Raw genomic sequence first — 21,848 nt, 5'->3', positions numbered from 1 at the left:
AGAGCACTCAGTTGGGTGCATAATTCTGAGTGTCTTCGAAGCGAGGGGTGGATATTACTTCTTTTTGTTTTTACGTTGTTCCTTTAAGGCTTCGTCGTTTTTGTAGTACTCATCTTCATAGTACTGACCTGTAATTTCTAAACGCTTTTCAATCCAGCGGTTATAACGCGACCAAATGAAAAAGCCAGGTGTCATCAACACCATGACGCCAACCATCATGCCTGCGCCTGCATATTTGGGCGGAACTTGCTGAATGGCCCAGTCAAGAAAACCTAGTTTATAGCCTGCGTAATACCACAAAATTAAGCCTGCGAAACCAATGCCAGCTGCTAAATGGTGGAGTTTAGTATTTTTGTTCGATTTTTCTTCTGTCATGTTTTCTTGTAGCGGTGTATACGCAAGCTCGGCAAATAAGGTTCGGGGTCGATAATTACATCACTCCGAAGCTGCCGTTTGCGTTGATCGGGGGGTGTAAAGGAGGGGGTATTATATTCCGGAAAAGCCTCTTCTGCATCTAAAGGGAAAAATAAAGGAAGCGGGCAGTTACGAGCTTTTCTTATGAGTTTGTCTTTATCTTTCCAAACGATATTTGCTCGCATCACTGGAACTTGATTTTGTAACTGTACTAGCACTTCATTGCTTGGGATTTTGCTTAGTGCTTGAAGCTGAAGCTGGATATGCAATTGATTAGTATCCATAGCTAGCAGACGTTGCTCAGCTTCTTTAATCGAAACTTTCTTTAAGCTTCTGCCACTACTGTACCAGCTAAAGGTTACTTTGTTTGGACGCTTTTCAAGTAGAGGTATTTGGCGGTAACACTGTTTTAAATTTACGCGCGCCATGCCTTGTTGCTGAAGTGCTAAATTAAGTTCTTCGGCGCGTTTGTAGATAATTGGGTTTGGGTCCCCGTGAGCTTCACGAAATTGTCTCACGCTAGTTTGAAAATTTTGCTTATGAGTATTGAGCTGGTGGATCAGCGGAATGATATGGGAAGGTACGCCAATGAGGCCGTATAAGTTTTCAGTGCGCCGGCCATCACCACCGGCTGAATGCCATATATTGGTGATGGTGTTTATAGCGCCTGTTAATGTAGATCCCTGTTGATCATCACTAAGCAACCAATATCTACAGTCATTTTGCTGCAGCTGAGTGCTTAGTGATTTTTGGGCTTGGTTTAATCGATCAAAAGCTTGTGTGAGTGCAATGATCCCTTTGCTCATTACTTAAGCTTCTTGTGGTTCTTCAACTTGTTGTTTACGCAGTTTCGCTTGGCTTTCGAAAATCTGTCGAGCCAAAATCATACGGCAGTTTTCAGGCATTTTGATGAACTCGACGCTGGTTAGGTGACTACCATCTCCCATGGAATCACTTCTTAGGCATTGCGCATAGAGCAAAAGACCAATGCATGAGTCTGGGAATACGAGTTTGATAGACAAGAATGCATCTTTTGCAATGGCTTCGCAGTGTCGGAATTGCAATCCACCTTCTGATAGATTGACTTCTTGGATAGCGCTTTGACCCACAGTCATCTCTGTTGAGGCGATTGCTTGGGCGATGCGTTCAATCTTGTTGTGCATTACTGTTAGCAAGGTTGCTACATTGCTATCTTTTTCAGCCACTTTGCGTAATAGGTGGCTGCTGTCACTATCAAGCTCTTGAAGTTGGCTAAGCAGCAAAAAGTTTGGCGAAACATCGAACTGAGTAGGGCTGGGATGATCTGAAATCTCAGATTCTGAAATGATCTTCAGTTCTAAAGAAACGTGTTGGTCAATACGGAAATACTGACGGCGTTCTTGTTCCTGCATGTCTTGCCCTCAAAGTGATATTGCATAGATAGCTTGGAGTATATGAATAAACGCGTACAAAAGCACCTATGATTGAATTATTTTAGTTGTTCAAAATGTAAGGTCTAAAAAGAAACTATTGTTTTATTAACAGTAAGTTAAGACTTGTTGTTATTATAAAAGTTCAGTTTGATATCATTTTTACACGCTTGATCTTATGTGGTTTAATCGCCACATGTTTAAGCCCTTATCTATATTTATTGGATTGCGTTATACGGCAGCTAAACGCAATAACCATTTCATCTCCTTTATCTCTTTAGCCTCGATGTTGGGGCTGATGTTAGGTGTGGCTGCATTAATTATTGTCCTTTCTGTAATGAATGGCTTCGATCGAGAGTTGAAACAGCGCATTCTCGGTATGGTCCCGCATGCATCAATCAGTGGTTATGGCAAATCTATTGAAGATTGGCCTGTGCTGGTGGAATCGTTGGAGCGAAACCCTCGTGTGATTGCTGCTGCACCCTTCATTCAAGCGCAAGGGATGTTGACCAGCCGTGGTGTTGTTCGTGGAGCGCTTATCAATGGCATCGATCCAGCTGAAGAGGCTGACGTTTCAATTCTTGGCGACCATATCCAATCAGGCACGCTTGATGTTTTAAATCAGCAACGATTTGGGATCGTTTTAGGTAATCTTTTAGCTCGCTACTTAGGCGTTAAGGTCGGCGATAAAGTTACCTTGGTTTTGCCGGAAGCATCTGTCAGTGTTGCGGGGGTAGTTCCAAGGTTAAAACGATTTACTGTGGTTGGGATTTTCGAAGTGGGTGCTGAGTTAGATGCAAATTTGGCTTATATCCATATTAAAGATGCTGCAAAAATTAAGCGATTGGGCGAAGGGGTTGATGGTATTCGCCTTAAATTTGATGATTTATTTGATGCTCCAAAAGCTGTCAGAGAAATTGCAGCGGGCCTTCAAGGTTACTACCGAACCAACGATTGGACACGTACACACGGGAATCTATTTCAAGCGATTCAGCTAGAGAAACGCATGATTGGTCTTTTGTTATTCTTAATTGTGCTTGTAGCAGCTTTCAATATTGTTTCCACCCTCGTTATGGTCGTTACAGACAAAAAAGCTGATGTGGCCATACTTAGAACCTTAGGTGCTACACCTGGAAGAATTATGCGTATCTTTATGGTGCAAGGCACGGTGATCGGTATTTTAGGAACCCTAATGGGTACAGTTTTAGGTGTTACGTTAGCGCTGAATGTTGCTGATATCATTGGTTGGGTCGAATCAACTTTTGCGATTCAGTTCTTAGATCCGAATGTCTACTTTATCAGTCAATTCCCTTCTGATTTGCAATGGCCTGACGTAGGTATCATTACAGGCACGGCACTCATGATTAGTTTCCTTGCAACGATTTACCCTGCTTGGAGAGCATCCAAAACAGATCCTGCTGAGGCGCTACGATATGAGTAATCAAGAAATTGTATTGCAGGCGGCAGGGGTTTCTAAATGCTACAGCGATGCTGGTCGAGATGTTGAAGTCCTAAAGGATTTAGACTTTGCTCTTCATAAAGGTGAACAGCTAGCCATTATAGGCTCATCAGGTTCAGGTAAAAGTACGTTGCTTAATATCCTTGGCGGTTTGGATAAGCCTACGCAGGGCAATGTGATCATTAACGGTCATGATCTACATGCAGGTTCCGAAGCTAAGCGTGCGCAAGTAAGGAATGAAACCTTGGGTTTTGTATACCAGTTTCATCATCTTCTTCCGGAATTTACTGCATTGGAAAATGCCTCTATGCCTTTGCTGATGAGAGATCAATCCATTACTGAGGTAAAAGAGCAAGCGCAAGCTGTGCTTGAGTCGGTAGGGTTAGGCGAGCGATTGCATCATAAGCCTGCACAATTAAGTGGTGGTGAAAGGCAGCGTGTGGCAATAGCGCGAGCGCTGATCGGGAAGCCAGCAGTTGTACTGATGGATGAGCCTACGGGTAATCTAGATCGAACAACAGCTGAAAGTGTTCAGGAGCTAATCGATAATCTTAATCAAGAATATGATATAGCTTTTGCGCTGGTAACACATGATCCTGAGTTAGCCCGTAAAACGGGTAGGGTATTAGAGTTAATCGATGGTAAGCTAATTGAAAAAGGGTGACATAACGTCACCCTTTTTTATTGTTCTCTATTCTGGTTATTTTGTGCGTTTAGCTCTGTCTTTCCAGCTTTTACCGACATGCCAAGCCCAGAAGCCTTGGACTGTTAGATAGCCGAGTATACCGAAGACAATCCCGCAGATTACCGAACCAAACAGTAGGGGCCACCAAACCAAGGATAAGCTGTTTTGGATGAAATCCATGCTCATCTCGAAATCGATCTGTTGGTTAGGATCTCCAATAAGGAAATCTCCAACTAGATATGTGAAATAAAATATTGGCGGCATAGTTAATGGGTTGGTAATCCAAACCAAGCCAACAGAAATTGGAAGATTGCTTCGGATCATTACCGCAAGAATTGCAGCCACTATCATTTGCATAGGGATCGGCAAAAAAGCGCAAAACAAACCCACTAAAAAGGCACGTGAAACTGATTTTCTATTAAGGTGCCAAAGGTTTGGTTCGTGGATGTGACTGCCAAGCCAGCTAAGATGTTTGTGCTGCTTTAGCTTATCTTCATTGGGCATGTATTTTTTTATAAGTTTGCGCGGCATCTTCTTATTTACTTATTATGGGCTAGCAAACGGGATGAAGGCTTATTATGCCCCTTACGTTCAGTTAAGCCAAGGAAACTAAAGCATGAGATCAAGGATGATCACTATTGCTGTTGGTTTTGCGGTAGCACTATTGCAGCCGCAATTACTACCAGTAACATTTTCAATCGCTATTGTGACAGTTATAGCACCTCTGCTGATTTTAGCTCCGTGTATCAGATCATCTCACTTGAGTTTTTTCCTCCTCAGTTTTCTCTATGTGAATCTGTGGGGTGTTGTCCAGCTTGATCAACGTTTACCGGAATCTTTTAAACGCACAGACTGGAAATTACAGGGCGTCATAACCGATATACCTAGATATCAACAGGGCGTTGTAAGGTTTTTAGTAGATGTCGACGAGATTCAAGCGGTACAAGGGACAAGTACTGAAGAAAATTTAGAGGTTAATCGACTTAGCCTTGCTTGGTATAACCCTGATTTAACACTTTCGCTGGGTGATCGTGTTGAGTTAACTGCTAGGCTCAAACCTCCACATGGTCTAGTTAATCCTGCTGGCTTCGATTATGAGCGTTGGTTGTTAGCTAGAGGCATTGATGCAACTGGCTACGTCCGTGGTCAAGTTGATGTTCTTTCAGAAGCTAATAGTTGGGTCAGTCTTGCTCGAATATGGATTAATGAATCCATACAAACCCAATTTGAAACCCAGCAGACGATAGCTATGTTTCAAGCATTAACGACGGGAACTAAATCGATGCTGGAAGCTCATGATTGGAATCTGTTGAAACATAGTGGTGTTGTACATCTAGCGGTGATTAGTGGGTTACACATTGGCTTTATGGCATTCTGCGGCTGGTGGTTCGGAAGGCTGGCTGGTGTTGTGTTTTATGGCATCAGCTTTCAGCACCAATTCCCCTATTTCGGCGCATTAATCTTAGCGGGTTTTTATCTATTGATATCAGGCGTGGGTATACCTGCACAACGCGCTTTTATTATGTTGCTGGTCTTATTGTTCACTGGTAGCAGAATGTTTTATCTGGATCATTGGACAAGATGGTGGATAGCTTTTGTCGTGGTTCTTTTTTTCAATCCTCTGTCTTTTTTTGAGATAGGGTTCTGGCTATCTTTTTTGGCTGTTGCTTTGCTTATTTGGATATCTCAATTTTCGCGTGGATGGCGAATGGCTTTGAACCTTCAGTTTATGTTGATGATAGGTATGCTGCCTATCTACCTGTTTTACTTTTCAGGTGTGTCGGTGATAGCACCATTTTTTAATCTGATCGCCATACCGTTTTTTTCAGTGCTTGTTCCATTCTTATTCCTGCATCTTGGGCTTACTTCTATCGGTATAGATATGCTAATTCCATTACTGAATGGTATGTCAGATCTGTTTTGGTGGTCGGTCGAGTTGAACCAAAAGATTGAAATAGGTTATTGGCAGTTAGATGCCCCGAACGTTGTTGTTTTGTTTTTAGTGGTGCTGGTTGCATCATGTTTGTTGTTGCTGAGATTGTCGTTGCCTTCATCGGTGGTATTGCTGCTGTTGTTGCCTGCAATTGTCGGTTCGAGTTCTAAGTATAAGGACGACTCTGATTTTAGGGTTTGGGTTTACGATGTAGGGCAAGGCTTAGCTGTTAGAGTACAGGTCGGGGAGTATCAATTACTTTATGATACTGGGCCATCTTATCGCTCTGGTGGAACTGCATATGAAAGGGCGGTTTTGCCAGATTTTGAGAAGGCAAATATTGATTCAATCGATCATCTTATTCTAAGTCACAGTGATAATGACCATGCAGGAGGCGCTGCAGCTGTATTTGATTCCATCAAGGTGGATAGGGTAACAACATCTTATCGATATAAGAATGCAGAGGCTTGCACCGCAAGCCGTGGTTGGCAGGTGAATGGGGTTAAGTTTACATTTCTTGCAGGAGCGGAAGGTGCGAATGAAAACGATCGTTCCTGTGTATTAATGATAGAGTCGCCGAATTGTCGGTTGTTATTACCAGGGGATATAGGTGCTCAAAAAGAACTTGAACTAATCCCTAAAGTTGCGCCAAGTATTGATTGGTTAGTCGCTTCGCACCATGGAAGTAAAACCTCTTCATCGTCTGCATTTATCAACTCAATTAAGCCTTCAAATATCATCTTTAGTTCTGGTTATGCGAACGCTTTTGGGCATCCTCATCCTGATGTTGTGCAGAGATTTGTCGATAGAGGGGTGAAAACCTATGAGACTGCCAAAGATGGTGCCATTATGCTAATTGCTGATGCCCATGAAGGGTGTAAAACAATAACAATGAGAGAGGATGAAAAACGATTCTGGAGATCGTTTTAATCTCTGTGATAGAGTACGCGCAGTCAAAGGAGAAATTACTGTGTTTGAGCTTTTACAATCTGGTGGTTGGATAATGATTCCAATCGTTATCTGCTCGGTTATAGCGTTAGCAATCTGTTTAGAGCGTTTTTGGACTTTGCGTGCAGATCGAGTGGCACCTCCAGGTCTATTGGCAGAAGTTTGGACCTTAATAAAGCAGCGCAATATCACGGCAGAAAGGCTAAAAGATTTAAAGCGTAGTAGTCCTCTAGGTCAGATTTTGGTGGCTGGTTTGAATAATGCCTCTCATGGTCGAGAGATTATGAAAGAAAGTATTCAAGAAGCTGCTGGCCAAGTTGTACACGATTTAGAGCGTTTTCTAAACCCGCTTGGAACTATTGCTGCCATTACGCCTTTACTCGGATTGTTAGGTACGGTGATCGGTATGATTAAGGTTTTTACTGAGATCATGATCCACGGTACAGGTAATACCAGCCTTCTTGCTGGCGGAATCTCAGAAGCACTGATTACTACAGCGGCAGGTTTAACGATCGCAATTCCTGCGCTTATATTTCATCGCTATTTTCAACGCCGAATTGATTCCTTGGTTATTACTATGGAGCAAGAAACGGTAAAACTTATTGAAGTGATGCACGGTGAGCGTGACATCGACGTCGAGTAGGTAAGCGCATGAAATTCCCCCGCCAACGGGTTGAAGAGGTTAATGTCAATTTAACACCATTAATTGATGTGGTGTTTTTGCTATTAATCTTTTTTATGGTTTCAACTACCTTCACTAAAGAAACGCATCTTGACGTTGATCTACCAGAGGCTTCTGGCGAATCAGTCGTCAAAGAGATCGAAGTTCTAGAGATCTTGATTACTGATGAAGGGCATTACAGCGTAAATGGTAAGGCTCTAGTCAACACACAGGCGAAGACGCTTCGACGCGCTTTACAAGAGTTAGCGGGTGATGATCGCGAAATGCCATTGGTTATCACTGCTGACGCTAAGACTCCACATCAAGCTGTTGTCACAGCGATGAATGTTTCTGGACAGCTAGGGTTTAGCAAATTGAGTATCACTACTCAGGAGCCTGACGCTCAATGAGTTGGTTAGAAGGGCGTTGGTACTCTGAAAAGCCTGCTCCTTGTGTTTTAAAGCCCTTTAGTTCCCTTTATAAGTTTCTAGCTAAGAGAAAAAAAGGCGCTGATTTGCAGCAGGTATGGGTAGCGCCTGTACCTGTTATTATTGTTGGAAACATCAATGTAGGCGGAACAGGTAAGACACCGCTAACGATAAGTTTGGTCGAGAGATTGAAGCAGGAAGGCTATAAGCCTGGCATCATCAGTCGCGGCTATAAGTCCAAGGCGACACAGTTCCCTTTTGATGTAACTACTGCAGATTCACCAGAATTATCAGGTGATGAGCCTTTTATGTTGGCTAAGCGTTGCCGATGTCCCGTTATTATCGATCCTAACCGTCCTAATGCCGCAAAATACCTTCTAGATAATTACGAATGTGATCTCATTATTAGTGATGATGGATTGCAGCATTACCGATTAGATCGAGATATTGAGATTGCTGTTATTGATGGCAAACGCGGCTTGGGTAATAGGGCATTAATGCCTGCAGGTCCCCTAAGAGAGGAGCCCGACCGGCTCTGTAGTGTTGATCTTATTGTCAGTAATGGGCGCTTGCAGAATAAGATTGCTGAAGCAGCAACAATAGAAGAGATGTTCCTTCAGCCTGCAGCGATAGTAAACTGCTTAACGGATGAAGAGTTGGCATTGGAAGTATTACGCAGCAAACAAGTACATGCTGTTGCAGGGATTGGTAATCCTCAGCGTTTTTTTAATACGCTTGAGCAAGAACTTCAAGTAACTGTTATTCCTCATGCTAAGCCCGATCATTCGTTTTATACTGTTGAGGATTTTCAGTTTGGTGATGACTACCCAGTGATCATGACAGAGAAAGATGCGGTCAAAGTTACTGAGTTCGCACAGTCGCACTGTTGGTATTTACAAATTAAAGCGCAGTTGCCAGAGAGTTTTTATACGCAACTGCTAGATAAATTAAAGATTGCTATAGCTAATAAAGGTAAAACACAAAATGGATAAGAAGTTGTTGGATATTCTGGTATGCCCAGTAGCCAAAACGCCTTTGGAATACAATGAGAGCACAAATGAGCTTTTCTCTAAAGCGAGTGGGTTAGCTTATCCAATTCGTGACGATATCCCTGTGTTGCTTGAAACTGAAGCGCGTGAGCTAACCGCAGAAGAGCGCGAGCAGGATTAAGTTATGGGCTTTTCTGTCATTATACCGGCCCGCTATGCCTCGACTCGCTTTCCGGGTAAGCCGTTAGCTGATCTTAACGGTAAGCCAATGGTGCAGCATGTTTACGAGCGTGCCTGCGAAAGTGAAGCGGATCGTGTTCTTATTGCCACAGACGACCAGCGAATCGCTGATGTAGCTCAGTCATTTGGGGCTGAAGTTTGTATGACTTCATCAGACCATCCTTCTGGTACAGATCGCTTGCAGCAGGTTGTTAGTGACTTGGGTTATTACGCTGATGATATTGTCGTAAATGTACAAGGTGATGAGCCGTTAGTGCCTGCTCGAATTATTAATCAGGTTGCGCATAACCTTCGTGCTGAACCTGAAGCTAGTATTTCTACGCTTAGCGAACCAATCACAGATATCGAAAGTTTGCTCAATCCGAATGTTGTTAAAGTGGTTAGTGATGTTCGGGGTATGGCGCTTTATTTTAGTCGTGCGCCAATTCCATGGCCTCGCAATAGTTTTGCGGAAGACGCGAACCGGAATGTGATGCCAGAAGGTTTTGCATGGCAGAGACATATCGGCATTTATGCATACCGTGTCAAACTGCTAAACGATTTTGTTAAGTGGCCTCCAGTGCCGATAGAAGAGACAGAGTGTCTTGAGCAACTTCGTGCAATGTGGAATGGTGCTCGAATTCATGTGGCGGAAGCTGATGAACAGCCACCAGCGGGCGTAGATACTCCAGAAGATTTAGAGCGACTTCGTCGATTATTTTAGGTTTTCTTATCAAACGTTACAGCCAAGTATGGAGTGAAACATCTTCGTATTTGGCTGTTTTGTCTCTATATAAATTCTTCCATCTTTTGAGGCGTATTGTTCGCTTTCTCAGCGTTAACGCTTCTATATTTCCTGCAACTTTACAGCTCTTTTATCATTCTTCTAAATCCAAACTATCAAGTGATTCTTTATAGATCGAATTCATAAATACCCGTATTATGAGTTGCATTAATGTAAGTGATAATCATTAGTGTTTGCTGATTTAGAATTCGCCAATGTTGCTATTGCAGACACTAAAGTGAAAGGTTTTTTCATGATTTAGGAGAGTCACATGTATAAGAAGTTAGTCATGGCATCGATTGCCTGTTTATCAGTAGCCGGATGTTCAATGGGTAAGGTTTCTGAAGAACCTAAGCCGACGTTGGTGTTTGTGCATGGCGCGCATCTGACAGGAGAGTCTTGGGCAAAAGTAATTGAGCCGCTTAAAAGCGAGGGTTATAAAACATTAGCTGTAGATCTGCCTGGGCGAAATGACAGTCAAGATCCGAAAGAGGTCACTTTATCAGTATCGTCAAAGGCTTTGTGCCAGGCTATGAGTGAGGTGAAAGGTTCGGTTTCTTTGGTTGCTCATAGCCAAGGAGGTGCGGTTGTGAATCATGCGCTATCTCTCTGTGGTACAAATCAAATTCAATCGATTGCCTATATAGCCGCAGTAGCGCCATTAAAAGGGGCAAAACCTTTTGGATTATTGAGCAAAGAAGACGATGAGAATTACTTTAGCGCTGTAGAGTACGATAAAAAGTCGGGCTGGCTGAAGATAAAAGATCCTCAAGCTTTTGCTGGGGTGTTTACGTTTTCTAGCTCTGATTCAGTTAAGGAAGAGGTGTTAGCTTTAGCGGTTAATGAGCCTGCAGCTATCGCGGATGGTACAGTTGAATATGCCAATGAAACCTTTTCAAAATTGAAAAAGTTATATGTTTATACTGAGCATGACAAAATTATATCTCTTTCTTCTCAGCAAAAAATCGGCGCTAGTATTAAACCAGATGTTGAGGTGGTCATGGAAACGGGGCATCTGCCTATGCTAACTAAGCCTGAGGGTTTGGTAAAAGTTCTAGATGGCTTTGTTTCAAATAATAGGTAGTTTTTATTAAACTCATCTGCCGCGCAGGTATTTCCAGCTTGCGCGGCTTTCATTTGTTGCTTTTGTATCGCTACCTTTCCAATAAGCTAGCTTGCTAGTCGTAATTCCACTTTCTCTAGACCCTCTATCACTTCTTTGCTTTAACTATTTTGGAATAATGGGATAATTGCTAAAAATTAAGCCCTTAAATAATGAGTTGGTGGGAGTTAGTTAGGCCGATGGGTAAAAAAGTCTCCGTTTTGTTTGTGTGTTTGGGGAATATTTGTCGCTCACCAACCGCGCATGGCGTTTTTCAGGCAAAAGTTTTAGAGCAGGGTTTGGCTGGTGATATTCAGATCGATTCGGCTGGAACAGCGGCTTATCACGTGGGTAATCCACCTGATTCTCGTTCTGCAAAAGCAGCTAAACGACGCGGCTATGACTTGAGCTCGTTAAGGGCTCGTCAGGCAGTTACCGCTGATTTCGCTCAGTTTGATTATATTCTTGCTATGGACACTCAAAACTTGCGTGATCTGCAAGCGATATCTCCCACTAACTATCAAGGAAGGCTGTGCTTGTTTTTGGATTATGCAGGCATGAGCTCCGCTGATGTTCCAGATCCTTACTATGATGGTGAAGCTGGTTTCGAGCATGTTCTGGATCTTGTGGAATCAGCATCAGACGGTCTTCTACAGCATATAAAGAAGGAATTAAGTTAATGGCTTGGCAGAAAGAGGCTGACCTTACGGCGCATAATAGTTTTGGCTTCAAAGCTATTGCTGAGCATTACACGCAAGTCCAAACCGTTGAAGAATTAGAATCTGCGTTAGGTGACGTTGAAGCTAATAACTGGCCTCTATTGGTTTTAGGTGGTGGCAGTAATCTAGTGTTACGTGATCGAATTCCTGGTGCAGTTATCTCTGTTGGAATAACAGGGGTGAAGGTGCTGGCTGATGATGGTGATCAAGCAATAGTCGAAGTCGGTGCTGGTGAAAACTGGCATTCATTTATTGGTCGTCTACTAGAGATGGGGCTGCATGGCCTAGAAAACTTAGCGCTTATACCAGGTTCAGTTGGTGCGGCACCTGTACAAAATATTGGTGCTTACGGTGTTGAGTTAAAAGACTGCTTCCACAGTCTGACGGCTTATGATCGCAAGAATAAAGAGCTGGTTCAGATTAATCGTGAAGAATGTCAGTTTGGATATCGGGACAGTATCTTTAAATCCGCAGAACATGGTCGTTATCTTATCTGGAGTGTTAGGTTTTCTTTAACCAGTACTTTTACTCCGCAACTAGCGTACCGTGGTTTGGCTGATGTTCTTAGTGCCAAGGGTATTGATCAGCCGACAGCCTTAGATGTGTACACTGCCGTTTGCGATATTCGCAGCTCTAAGCTTCCAGTACCTTCGGTGATAGGTAATGCCGGTAGTTTCTTTGAAAACCCTGTGATCAGTAATGCGCAATTCGATACGCTAAAGACTAAGTTCCCAAATATTGTTGGGTATCCAGATGGGGATGAGCATCATAAAGTTGCAGCTGGCTGGCTGATTGATCAGTTGGGCTGGAAGGGACATAAAGGCGATGGGGTTGGTGTATACGATAAACAAGCTCTAGTGTTGGTCAATCTAGGGGAGGGTGATGCCGATCGTTTGTTAACCTTAGCTTCAGATATAAAAGCTTCAGTGAAGCGGCAGTATGATATAGATCTGCATATAGAGCCTCGAATATATCCTTGTTAGTTTGAGTATGCTTGAATGTCTAAAAAGGCGACCCATTGGGTCGCCTTTTTATTTGCATGTCTTTAGGTTTAGGTTGCAGATATGTATGTCGTCATTATTCTTTAGTTTTAGTGCTAAACAATAAGATTGTCGACAATCCTGCTTGTTTACCGCGTATTTACTGATTTCTTTAAGTTTTTATTGATCTGGATTGTGCTTATAAATAGGCGTATCAGCCTTTTGTATTAGATTAAACAGAGATATTCTCAGTTAAAGTGTGTCTACACATTTGAGAAAGTGTCTACAATAAATAGTGTTTCGACAAATAATTCCTCGTAGAAGGAAGCTAATAACAAGAAACCATAAAAATCGCTTTCAGTGTCTACAATTCGTTAACTTATGGGAAAGAGGCCAGAGTGCATGACTTATAGAGCAGAATATTCTAAGTCTATTGAGGCGCCAGAAGAGTTTTGGAAAGAAAAGGCGCAAGATCTGAAATGGTTTAAAGTACCTGAAAAGATTCTATCGAAAGATGAGAACGGTATTGATCGTTGGTTTGCTGATGGCGAGATGAATACTGCCTATCTTGCATTGGATTACCATGTGGAAAATGGTCGTGCTGATACTACAGCGATCATCTACGATTCCCCGGTTACAGGTCAGAAACGTAAAATTAGTTACCTAGAGCTAAGAGATGAGGTGGCTAAATTTGCAGGTGTTCTTAAATCTCAAGGCGTTGAGAAGGGCGATCGTGTAGTTATTTACATGCCGATGATCCCTGAAGCGGTTGTTGCAATGCTTGCAGTGGCGCGTTTAGGTGCAATTCATTCTGTTGTATTTGGTGGTTTCGCACCTCAAGAGCTGGCTGTTCGTATTGATGATGCAGAACCTAAAGTGATTGTTTCTGCTTCTTGCGGTATTGAGATCGCTAAAGTGATTGAATATAAGCCAATGCTTGATAAGGCTATTGAAAAATCAGCTCACAAGCCTGATGCATGTGTCATTCTTCAGCGTCCGCAGATTGAGGCTTCACTAGTAGAGGGGCGAGATCTTGATTGGAATGAGGCGATGGCGTCTGCAGAACCTGCTGAATGCGTACCAGTAAAAGGTACTGATCCGCTGTATATTCTTTATACCTCGGGTACTACAGGTAAGCCTAAAGGTGTTGTTCGTGATAATGGCGGTCATGCCGTTGCCATGAAGTATTCGATGAAAGCTATCTACAACGTAGAAGCTGGAGATGTATTCTGGGCTGCTTCAGATGTCGGCTGGGTAGTAGGTCACTCTTATATTGTTTATGGGCCTCTACTAGCTGGTTGCTCAACGATTGTTTACGAAGGTAAGCCTGTACGCACACCGGATGCCGGTGCGTTCTGGCGAGTATGCGAAGAGTACAAAGCTAAAGTGCTTTTCTCTGCGCCAACTGCATTCCGTGCGATTAAGAAAGAAGATCCAGAAGGAGAGCTGGTTAAAAACTACGACCTTTCAAATCTACAGTCAGTATTTATGGCGGGTGAGCGTCTTGATCCGCCAACTTATCACTGGACTATGGAAACGACAGGTAAACCAGTTATCGACCATTGGTGGCAGACTGAAACCGGTTGGGCTATCTGTGGCAATATGACAGGTATTGAAACGCTGCCACCAAAAGCGGGCTCTGCAACAGTGCCAATTTCGGGCTTTAATGTGCAGATTTTAGATGCTGAAGGTAATGAGCTTCCAGCGGGAGAGCAGGGCTCTATTGCTGTTAAGCTTCCATTGCCACCGAGTTGCTTCCCAACTGTTTGGGGTGATTTTGAGCGTTATCGTTCAAGCTATCTGTCTGATTATCCAGGTTACTACTGCTCTGGCGATGGTGGCTACAAAGATGAAGATGGTTATGTTTTCATCATGGGTCGTACAGATGACGTAATTAACGTTGCGGGTCATCGTCTGTCTACCGGTGAAATGGAAGAGATTGTTGCGGGACATCAGGCCGTAGCTGAATGCGCCGTAATTGGTGTAAATGATCCACTAAAAGGTCAGCAGCCAATTGGCTTTGTGTTGCTTAAAAATGGCGTAGAAATTGACGAAGCTGATCTTGAAGCAGAGTTGGTTGCGCTGGTACGTAAAGAGATTGGCGCTGTGGCTTGCTTTAAGCGTGCAGTAGTCGTTGATCGTTTACCAAAAACACGTTCTGGTAAGATTTTACGTAAATTGATGCGTCAAATTTCTGCTGGTGAAGATTATGCTGTTCCATCAACGATCGATGATCCGACAAGTTTGTCAGTCATGGAAGAGGTTATGGAAAGAAATGGTTTGGTTGGTATCTAAATCGAATTAGATAACAGTAGAAACTAAAAAAGCCGTCTGATAGTCAGATGGCTTTTTTGTTGTTAGGGCTAGGGCCTCTAGGATTATTGTTTGGTTTCTGACTTAGAGACTTTATTGAGAATCCAGTCTAGAGCGCAGGTTGGCAGTAAGCGCTTAAGAATGCCGAAGAGCCATGTGGGTGTAGTTACATAATAGCGAGGTCGAGGCTTTAAGCTGGTCAATGCGTGATAGAGCGCTTTATAAACGGCTTCAGGCCCGAGAGTGAAAGGGTCCTTGCTGTAATCGCTATTGGTTTTTGCAAGTCGAGCTTCCACTGCATTATAGGTGTCTCTATGGAAGCTATTTTCTCTGTCGATATTTTTCTTAAAAGCAGAGAATGCATTAGCACGGAATTGGCTTTCAATTGGGCCGGGTTCAATCAAGCTTATATAGATGTTGCTACCATCTAATTCTTGTCTTAGCGTGTCTGTCAGGCCTTCTAATGCAAATTTGGAGGCATTGTATGCGCCTCGATACTGCATTGTGATGATGCCTAGTACTGAGCTATTTTGAATTATGCGCCCATGGTTTTGCTGGCGCATAAGCTTGAGTACTTTGCAGGTTAGCTCGTGTGTACCAAATAAATTGGTCTCGAATTGCTCGCGTAAGGTGTCTCTGCTCAGGTCTTCAACTGCGCCAGGTTGGCCGTAAGCACCGTTATTGAAAAGGGCGTCCAGTTTGCCATCTGTTTGGCTTAAAACCCATTCAAGTGCTTCGTCGATAGAACTGCTGTCATTTAGGTCTAACTTTATGCTTCTCAGTCCCTCTGCAGTTAAGCGTTCGACATCTTCTTGTTTACGGGCTGTTGCAAAGACTTTGAAGCCAGCATCGTGTAGCTCTTTGGCGCAGTAGTATCCAATACCAGATGAGCAGCCAGTAATGAGTATGGAATGCATAGATGACTCTTAGGAAGTAGTTAAAGTTGGAAATTAATCTTAACTTGATTTTAGGCTTAGCTTTATGATTTTTAATGGTTTTTTATATTAATGGTGAATTTTGCCTGAAAAATACATTTTATCAGCTAACCTAAATAAGGTCGGAATTAATTCCAAAGTACCATACATGTCAAAGCGTGACCTACCTATTATCTGACTGTACATACCTTTCAATAACAAAAAACAGAGGAAAAGCATTATGTGGACTAAGCCTGCTTACACTGATTTGCGTATCGGTTTTGAAGTTACTATGTACTTCGCAAACCGTTAATAGCAAAGCTGTTACGTATTTTTAAATTACCCCGGCTATATGTCGGGGTAATTTATCTTGGAAGGACCCAAATCCCGTTCGAGGATTTTTCAAAGCAACTTTTCTTATGCGATCCTGCCTTTTTCCTGATATTTTACTGCAGGATGTCGACGGTAAATAAGTAGAAGAATAACAATGAAAGTACAAGTATTAGGCTCTGCCGCTGGTGGCGGTTTCCCTCAGTGGAACTGTAACTGCAAAAACTGCACAGGTGTTCGTGCAGGTACAATTAATGCAAAACCACGCACTCAATCTTCAATCACTGTAAGTGCAGATGGTGAAAACTGGATTCTTTTCAACACATCTCCAGATATTCGTGAGCAGCTAGCTAACTTTGGTCCTATGCAGCCTAACCGCTCAATTCGTGATACGGGTATCTCTGCGATCGTATATATGGATAGCCAAATTGACCACACGACAGGTTTATTAATGTTGCGTGAGGGTTGTCCGCATAACATTTGGTGTACAGAGATGGTTGAGCAGGACCTGACTACAGGTTTCCCTGTTTTTAATATGCTTAAGCATTGGAATGGCGGTAATAACATCAACCGCATCCCAATCGGTGAAAATGACAATACTTTTGTCATTCCTCAAGTGCCTGAGCTTAAGCTTACTGCTGTGCCGCTACTAAGTAGTGCGCCTCCTTATTCTCCTCACAGAGATGACCCGCACCCAGGTGATAATATCGGTATTCAAATCGAAGACACGCGTACGGGTAAAAAATTGTTCTATGCGCCTGGTCTTGGTCAGATCGAGCCTCATTTGCGCGCTTATATGGAATCTGCAGATGTATTGTTGGTTGACGGTACTATCTGGCAGGAAGATGAGCTTATCGTTACCGGTGTAGGTGATAAGTTGGGTGTTGCAATGGGTCATCTGCCTCAGTCTGGTGAGGGTGGCATGATTGAGTATCTAGATACGTTGGATAACCCGCGTAAGATTCTCATCCACATCAATAATACCAACCCGATCTTAGATGAAGATTCTCCTGAGCGTGCAGAAGTAGAATCTCATGATATCGAAATTGCTTACGATGGAATGTCGATCGAGCTTTAATTTCGGGAAGTGTGTAGAGGTTAATATAAAAAATGAGTAGTGCAGAAGATAAGCAGCCTTTAACGCGTGATGAATTTGAAAAGGCTCTAAGAGCTAAAGGTGATTTCTACCATACGCAGCACCCTTACCATATTGCTATGTATGAAGGTAAATCTACGCCTGAGCAGATCCGTGGTTGGGTAGCTAACCGTTTTTACTATCAGATTAGCATTCCTGTAAAAGATGCTGCGATTATGGCTAACTGCCCAGATCGTGAAGTGCGACGTCATTGGGTACAGCGTGTACTTGATCATGATGGTTTTGAGGGCGCAGAGGGCGGTATTGAGGCTTGGTTGCGTTTAGGCGAAGCTGTAGGTATGACTCGTGAAGAGATACTATCTGGTGAGCATGTTTTGCCTGGTGTTCGCTTTGCGGTAGATGCGTATATTAATTTTGCCCGCCGTGCGACTTGGCAAGAAGCTGCGAGTTCCTCTTTAACTGAGCTATTTGCGCCGACGATCCACCAAAATCGATTGGATACCTGGCCGGGTCATTACCCATGGATTAAAGAAGATGGTTATCAGTATTTCCGTAACCGTCTGACCGAAGCGCGTCGTGATGTGGTACACGGTCTAGATATTACGCTTGATCATTATAAAACGCGTGAACAGCAGGATCGTATGTTAGAGATTCTTCAGTTCAAGCTTGATGTTCTGTGGACTATGCTGGACGCCATGACTATGGCCTATGAGTATGAACGTGCACCTTATCACACAGTAACTGATCAGAAGGTTTATCACCGAGGATTGTTTAATGACTGATGCGGTGGTTTTTGTGGCATCGGATGTGCCTGTGCTGAACAATATGTTTCGCTTTCAGTGGGAGAAGGCTCAGGATTGTTATGTTCTGCTTTATCCTGAAGGTATGATTCAGTTAAATGGACCTGCTGGCGAAATAATGGCGCTGGTTGATGGTGAGCGTGACGCTGCGAAAATTATCGCAGAATTGGAAGTGAAGTTTTCTGATGCTGGCGACCTTTCTGGCGATGTTCTTGAGTTTCTGACTGAAGCGAAAAAGCAAGGCTGGTTAGCTTAAAGATCTACCTGCCTCTTGGTGTGCAAGGGGCGGGACCCTTTCTAAATTTATTCCTACATATCTTTTACTTACCTGTTATAGGTCATCTTTTTTGTGCGTTTATTTGGTGCTTTGGTAGTAGTTCATTGCTACCATTTAAGTCTGCACAAACTAGCTGTCGAGAGTGATGATAGCTATAGTTGATAATAATAATTTGTGAAAGATTTTATGACTTCTTCCTCTTGTAACGGCTCTCCTTCACGACCAAATATTGGTCATCCTGTAGAAAAAACTCACGGTCGTCCTTTGTGGTTGTTAGCGGAGCTAACTTATAAATGTCCGTTGCAGTGTCCGTATTGTTCTAATCCTCTGGATTTTGCTGATTTTGGCGGTGAATTAACAACGCAACAATGGTTGGATGTATTTCAGCAGGGAAGGGAGTTAGGCGCTGTACAGCTTGGTTTTTCGGGTGGTGAGCCTCTCGTGCGTCAGGACCTTATCGAGTTGATCGGTGGTGCGCATGAAATGGGTTATTACACCAACTTGATTACATCGGGTGTTGGTCTTAATGAGCGCAAGATGGCTGAATTTCACAAAGCGGGCTTGGATCATATTCAAGTTAGCTTTCAGGCTAGCGACGAATCCGTAAATAATATGGTGGCTGGTTCTCAAAAAGCATTCCAGCAAAAGCTTAAAATGGCTAGAGAAGTTAAAGCGCAGGGTTACCCTATGGTGCTTAACTTCGTGACTCATCGTCATAATATTGATCGTATCGATAAAATTATTGAGCTATGCGTAGAGCTTGAAGCTGATTATGTTGAGCTTGCTACCTGTCAATACTACGGTTGGGCTTTCGAGAATGTGGAGCAATTGCTGCCAACTCAAGCGCAACTCGAGCGAGCTGAACGTATTACTAATGAGTACCGTGAAAAATTAGCAGCTCAAGGTAATCCTATTAAGTTAATTTTTGTTACGCCGGATTATTATGAAGAGCGCCCTAAAGGTTGTATGAATGGTTGGGGTCAGGTTTTCTTAACCGTTACACCGGATGGTAAGGCTTTGCCTTGTCATAGTGCGCGAATGCTGCCGCTAGATTTCCCAAATGTTAAAGAGATGACTTTGCAGCAAATTTGGGATGATAGCCCTGGGTTCAATTATTTCCGCGGTGATGACTGGATGAAAGAGCCGTGTCGTAGTTGTGATGAAAAGGATAAAGATTTTGGTGGCTGTCATTGTCAGGCTTATATGCTTACAGGTGATATGCATAATGCAGATCCTGTCTGTTCTAAGTCTGAGCATCACCATAAGATCGTTGAGGCTAGGCAAAACGCTGAGAAAGTCGTAAATAATCCCGATGATTTCGTCTACCGGAATGATCGTAACTCTCGGGTGTTTGCAAAAGGTTAATCTTAATCGCCATGCCGAATTCAAATTCACCTGGCTTTTGGTCTTCATCTCTGTCAGAAGCTGATGCTATTAGTGCTGGTATTGAATATAGTCAGTTACAGCTAAGTCAAAAAGGTGATCTTTATTGGGTTGAGCAGCGACCAAATGAGGGAGGTCGTTGCTGTATCTGCTTTGAATCAGAATCTGAATCTGGTGTTCATCATGAATTAACGCCATCCGAGTTTAGTGTTCAAAGTAAAGTCTATGAGTATGGTGGTCGAGGCTGGTGTTTGCTTGATGATGAGTTGGTGTTTGTTAATGCTAGTGATCAGCAAGTTTACAGGCAGAGTCTTAGCGGGTCTTGTGATGTTATCCAAGTAACTAACCAGTCTAATACGCGGTATATCGAGCCTATATGGGATAAAACCCGAGATCGCTTGATTGCCATTCAAGAGGTTCATGCTGACGCTGGTGTTATAAATCGAATCGTTGCGATCAGTTTGTTTGATGGCTCGGTAGAGGTTTTGGTCGAGGGTGCAGATTTTTATAGCTATCCAGTGATTAATCCGCAGGGATCTGTACTTGCATTTGTTAGCTGGAATCATCCTCATCAGCCGTGGACTTCAACTCAATTCTCCTATCTTAATCTAACGTCTTCAGAGCTCGATGTGCCTATCCCTGTTGCGGGTCATAATTATGAGGAGGCGCTTTCTCAGCCATATTTTTCGCCTAAGGGTGAATTGTATGTTGTTACCGATCGCTCTGGCTGGTGGAATATCTACAGATGCGATTTAGATAGTCATCACTTGGTGCCAGTCGAGAAGGAGTCTTGCGAGATGATTTCTGCGCCCTGGCAGTCGGGCCTTACGCATTATGCTGAAATTTCGTCAAAAGTTGTTTCGATTCATCATAAGCATGAAGGCTCTGAGTTGATGCTTGATGATGTCTCTTTAGCGCCTGAATTTAATTACTTTAAATCATTAATTGCTGCTGGTGATTGGGTCTGTGTAGTGGCTGCAGCTAAGGATCGACTTGTTTCAGTCGTTAAGGTTAATACTGTAACTGCTGAAGTTAGAGTTGTTGCGGGTGGGGATTTGCCATTAATAGGTGCGGATTGCTCTTTAGCACGGCCTATGACTTTCTCTAAAGCGGGTTCTACTTGCTATGGCTATTTTTATTCTCCAGTCAATAGTCAGTATTCAGCTGATGGTGCTCAAGTTCCTCTTGTTGTGTTTCTTCATGGTGGGCCGACGGCTGCAACTTATCCTGTCTTGAATATGAAAATCCAATATTGGACCCAGCGCGGATTTTCGGTATTGGATTTGAACTATCGGGGTAGTAGTAACTATGGCCGAGCTTATCGTAATAGCCTTCAGCATCAATGGGGTGTTGTAGAGATAGAGGATATTCAGTCAGCAATAGATGAATTGGTTGAGCTTGGCTTTGTTGATAGGGGTGCGGTCTTTGTTCGTGGTAACAGCTCGGGTGGTTTTTCTGCACTAAGTGCGGTTTATCAGCTTGATTGTTTTGCGGCAGCTGCCAGCTTGTACGGAGTCACGGATCCACTAGTTCTTGATGGTTGTACTCATAAGTTTGAATCAAAGTATCTTCATTGGCTGATTGGCGATCCTGTTACAGAGGAGTCTGTGTATCGCGAACGTGCTCCACTGGATAATGTTGATCAAATTAATTGCCCTGTGATTTTCTTCCAGGGAGAGAAGGATAGGGTTGTGTTGCCTGAGCAGACTCGGGCGATGGAAAAGGCTCTGAAAAACCGAAAGATAAAAGTAGAGGCATATTATTTTGCCGATGAGGCTCATGGATTTCGGGTGGCTGATACTGCGGAAGTAGTACTGAAAAAAGAACTGGAATTTTATCGTTCTGAGATGAAAATGCATTCAGCGGGCTGTGGTTCCAGCTTTCGGGATTAAGTTGGGTCTTAAGTATTACATCTATATTACATTGTTATGGGTAAGCAGCATAAAGGTCTTTGTGACATTTCTATGAAAAAATAGCGTGGATAAGAAAAATATATTCACAGGAT

At 43.1% G+C, this 21,848-nt stretch carries 23 protein-coding genes; 18 read left to right on the top strand and 5 right to left on the bottom strand.

Features of this window, described 5'->3' with window-relative positions:
• Positions 1-54: 54 nt before the first annotated feature.
• From ACMXYU_RS09000 to ACMXYU_RS08990, 3 genes are read right to left on the bottom strand one after another with little or no spacing between them, the layout of a single operon-like run.
• Positions 55-375, bottom strand: a complete 321-nt coding sequence (locus ACMXYU_RS09000; protein ID WP_415894255.1) for a hypothetical protein — start codon at positions 373-375, stop codon at positions 55-57.
• Positions 372-1,220 carry a hypothetical protein gene (locus ACMXYU_RS08995; RefSeq protein WP_415898380.1) on the bottom strand — a complete coding sequence of 283 codons (849 nt, stop codon included), beginning with the start codon at positions 1,218-1,220 and terminating at the stop codon, positions 372-374. Before ACMXYU_RS08995 ends, ACMXYU_RS09000 begins: the two co-directional genes overlap by 4 nt.
• A gap of 3 nt (positions 1,221-1,223) precedes the next feature.
• Entirely contained in the window at positions 1,224-1,805 is a 582-nt protein-coding gene (locus tag ACMXYU_RS08990) for a PilZ domain-containing protein (protein ID WP_415898379.1), read from the bottom strand.
• A 214-nt stretch (positions 1,806-2,019) separates the two neighbouring features.
• On the opposite strand from ACMXYU_RS08990, the gene ACMXYU_RS08985 reads away from it, so the two are divergent.
• Positions 2,020-3,264 carry a lipoprotein-releasing ABC transporter permease subunit gene (locus tag ACMXYU_RS08985; RefSeq protein ID WP_415898378.1) on the top strand — a complete coding sequence of 415 codons (1,245 nt, stop codon included), beginning with the start codon at positions 2,020-2,022 and terminating at the stop codon, positions 3,262-3,264.
• Complete coding sequence (gene lolD, locus ACMXYU_RS08980) at positions 3,257-3,946, top strand: lipoprotein-releasing ABC transporter ATP-binding protein LolD (protein WP_415898377.1); 690 nt, start codon at positions 3,257-3,259, stop codon at positions 3,944-3,946. Before ACMXYU_RS08985 ends, lolD begins: the two co-directional genes overlap by 8 nt.
• A gap of 36 nt (positions 3,947-3,982) precedes the next feature.
• Here lolD and ACMXYU_RS08975 read toward each other — a convergent pair whose 3' ends face one another.
• Positions 3,983-4,471, bottom strand: coding sequence for a DUF2062 domain-containing protein (locus ACMXYU_RS08975; protein ID WP_415884657.1), 489 nt, complete (start codon positions 4,469-4,471; stop codon positions 3,983-3,985).
• 124 nt (positions 4,472-4,595) lie between these two features.
• Between ACMXYU_RS08975 and ACMXYU_RS08970 the strand changes: the two genes are divergently transcribed.
• From ACMXYU_RS08970 to ACMXYU_RS08925, 10 genes are all read left to right on the top strand, one after another.
• The gene (locus tag ACMXYU_RS08970) at positions 4,596-6,830 is read left to right on the top strand and encodes a DNA internalization-related competence protein ComEC/Rec2 (protein ID WP_415898376.1); all 2,235 of its coding nucleotides are present in this window, start codon (positions 4,596-4,598) and stop codon (positions 6,828-6,830) included.
• A 40-nt stretch (positions 6,831-6,870) separates the two neighbouring features.
• Entirely contained in the window at positions 6,871-7,491 is a 621-nt protein-coding gene (locus ACMXYU_RS08965; protein WP_415894261.1) for a MotA/TolQ/ExbB proton channel family protein, read from the top strand.
• Positions 7,492-7,499: 8 nt separating this feature from the next.
• On the top strand, positions 7,500-7,919 hold the full coding sequence (locus ACMXYU_RS08960; RefSeq protein WP_415894628.1) for an ExbD/TolR family protein: 420 nt from the start codon (positions 7,500-7,502) through the stop codon (positions 7,917-7,919).
• Complete coding sequence (gene lpxK / locus ACMXYU_RS08955) at positions 7,916-8,929, top strand: tetraacyldisaccharide 4'-kinase (RefSeq protein ID WP_415898375.1); 1,014 nt, start codon at positions 7,916-7,918, stop codon at positions 8,927-8,929. The genes ACMXYU_RS08960 and lpxK overlap by 4 nt, the downstream gene beginning before the upstream one ends.
• Positions 8,922-9,107, top strand: a complete 186-nt coding sequence (locus tag ACMXYU_RS08950) for a Trm112 family protein (RefSeq protein ID WP_415881398.1) — start codon at positions 8,922-8,924, stop codon at positions 9,105-9,107. The genes lpxK and ACMXYU_RS08950 overlap by 8 nt, the downstream gene beginning before the upstream one ends.
• Positions 9,108-9,110: 3 nt before the next feature.
• Positions 9,111-9,869 (top strand): 3-deoxy-manno-octulosonate cytidylyltransferase, encoded by a 759-nt coding sequence (gene kdsB, locus ACMXYU_RS08945; RefSeq protein WP_415898374.1) that lies wholly within the window; start codon positions 9,111-9,113, stop codon positions 9,867-9,869.
• 331 nt (positions 9,870-10,200) lie between these two features.
• Positions 10,201-11,013, top strand: coding sequence for an alpha/beta fold hydrolase (locus ACMXYU_RS08940; RefSeq protein WP_415898373.1), 813 nt, complete (start codon positions 10,201-10,203; stop codon positions 11,011-11,013).
• Positions 11,014-11,231: 218 nt separating this feature from the next.
• Positions 11,232-11,711, top strand: coding sequence for a low molecular weight protein-tyrosine-phosphatase (locus ACMXYU_RS08935; RefSeq protein WP_415894624.1), 480 nt, complete (start codon positions 11,232-11,234; stop codon positions 11,709-11,711).
• Positions 11,711-12,733, top strand: coding sequence for a UDP-N-acetylmuramate dehydrogenase (gene murB / locus ACMXYU_RS08930; RefSeq protein ID WP_415898372.1), 1,023 nt, complete (start codon positions 11,711-11,713; stop codon positions 12,731-12,733). Before ACMXYU_RS08935 ends, murB begins: the two co-directional genes overlap by 1 nt.
• A gap of 399 nt (positions 12,734-13,132) precedes the next feature.
• A complete protein-coding gene (locus ACMXYU_RS08925; protein ID WP_415898371.1) occupies positions 13,133-15,025 on the top strand; it encodes a propionyl-CoA synthetase in 1,893 nt (630 codons plus the stop codon).
• Between the two features lie 83 nt (positions 15,026-15,108).
• Here the strand turns inward: ACMXYU_RS08925 and ACMXYU_RS08920 are convergent, their stop codons facing one another.
• Complete coding sequence (locus ACMXYU_RS08920) at positions 15,109-15,960, bottom strand: SDR family oxidoreductase (RefSeq protein ID WP_415898370.1); 852 nt, start codon at positions 15,958-15,960, stop codon at positions 15,109-15,111.
• A 238-nt stretch (positions 15,961-16,198) separates the two neighbouring features.
• On the opposite strand from ACMXYU_RS08920, the gene pqqA reads away from it, so the two are divergent.
• From pqqA to ACMXYU_RS08890, 6 genes are all read left to right on the top strand, one after another.
• The gene (gene pqqA, locus ACMXYU_RS08915; RefSeq protein ID WP_003243383.1) at positions 16,199-16,270 is read left to right on the top strand and encodes a pyrroloquinoline quinone precursor peptide PqqA; all 72 of its coding nucleotides are present in this window, start codon (positions 16,199-16,201) and stop codon (positions 16,268-16,270) included.
• 174 nt (positions 16,271-16,444) lie between these two features.
• Positions 16,445-17,365 carry a pyrroloquinoline quinone biosynthesis protein PqqB gene (pqqB, locus tag ACMXYU_RS08910; protein WP_415894621.1) on the top strand — a complete coding sequence of 307 codons (921 nt, stop codon included), beginning with the start codon at positions 16,445-16,447 and terminating at the stop codon, positions 17,363-17,365.
• Between the two features lie 32 nt (positions 17,366-17,397).
• Positions 17,398-18,165: a pyrroloquinoline-quinone synthase PqqC gene (gene pqqC / locus ACMXYU_RS08905; RefSeq protein ID WP_415898369.1), complete on the top strand. Its 768-nt coding sequence runs from the start codon at positions 17,398-17,400 to the stop codon at positions 18,163-18,165.
• Complete coding sequence (gene pqqD, locus ACMXYU_RS08900; RefSeq protein WP_415898368.1) at positions 18,158-18,439, top strand: pyrroloquinoline quinone biosynthesis peptide chaperone PqqD; 282 nt, start codon at positions 18,158-18,160, stop codon at positions 18,437-18,439. Before pqqC ends, pqqD begins: the two co-directional genes overlap by 8 nt.
• Positions 18,440-18,646: 207 nt before the next feature.
• Complete coding sequence (gene pqqE / locus ACMXYU_RS08895) at positions 18,647-19,825, top strand: pyrroloquinoline quinone biosynthesis protein PqqE (protein WP_415898367.1); 1,179 nt, start codon at positions 18,647-18,649, stop codon at positions 19,823-19,825.
• 11 nt (positions 19,826-19,836) lie between these two features.
• Complete coding sequence (locus ACMXYU_RS08890) at positions 19,837-21,735, top strand: S9 family peptidase (RefSeq protein ID WP_415898366.1); 1,899 nt, start codon at positions 19,837-19,839, stop codon at positions 21,733-21,735.
• Positions 21,736-21,848: the final 113 nt, after the last annotated feature.

The organism is Neptuniibacter sp. QD48_11 (assembly GCF_047778095.1).
Classification (GTDB): Bacteria; Pseudomonadota; Gammaproteobacteria; order Pseudomonadales; family Balneatricaceae; genus Neptuniibacter.
This window is presented reverse-complemented; position numbering and strand designations above follow the sequence as displayed.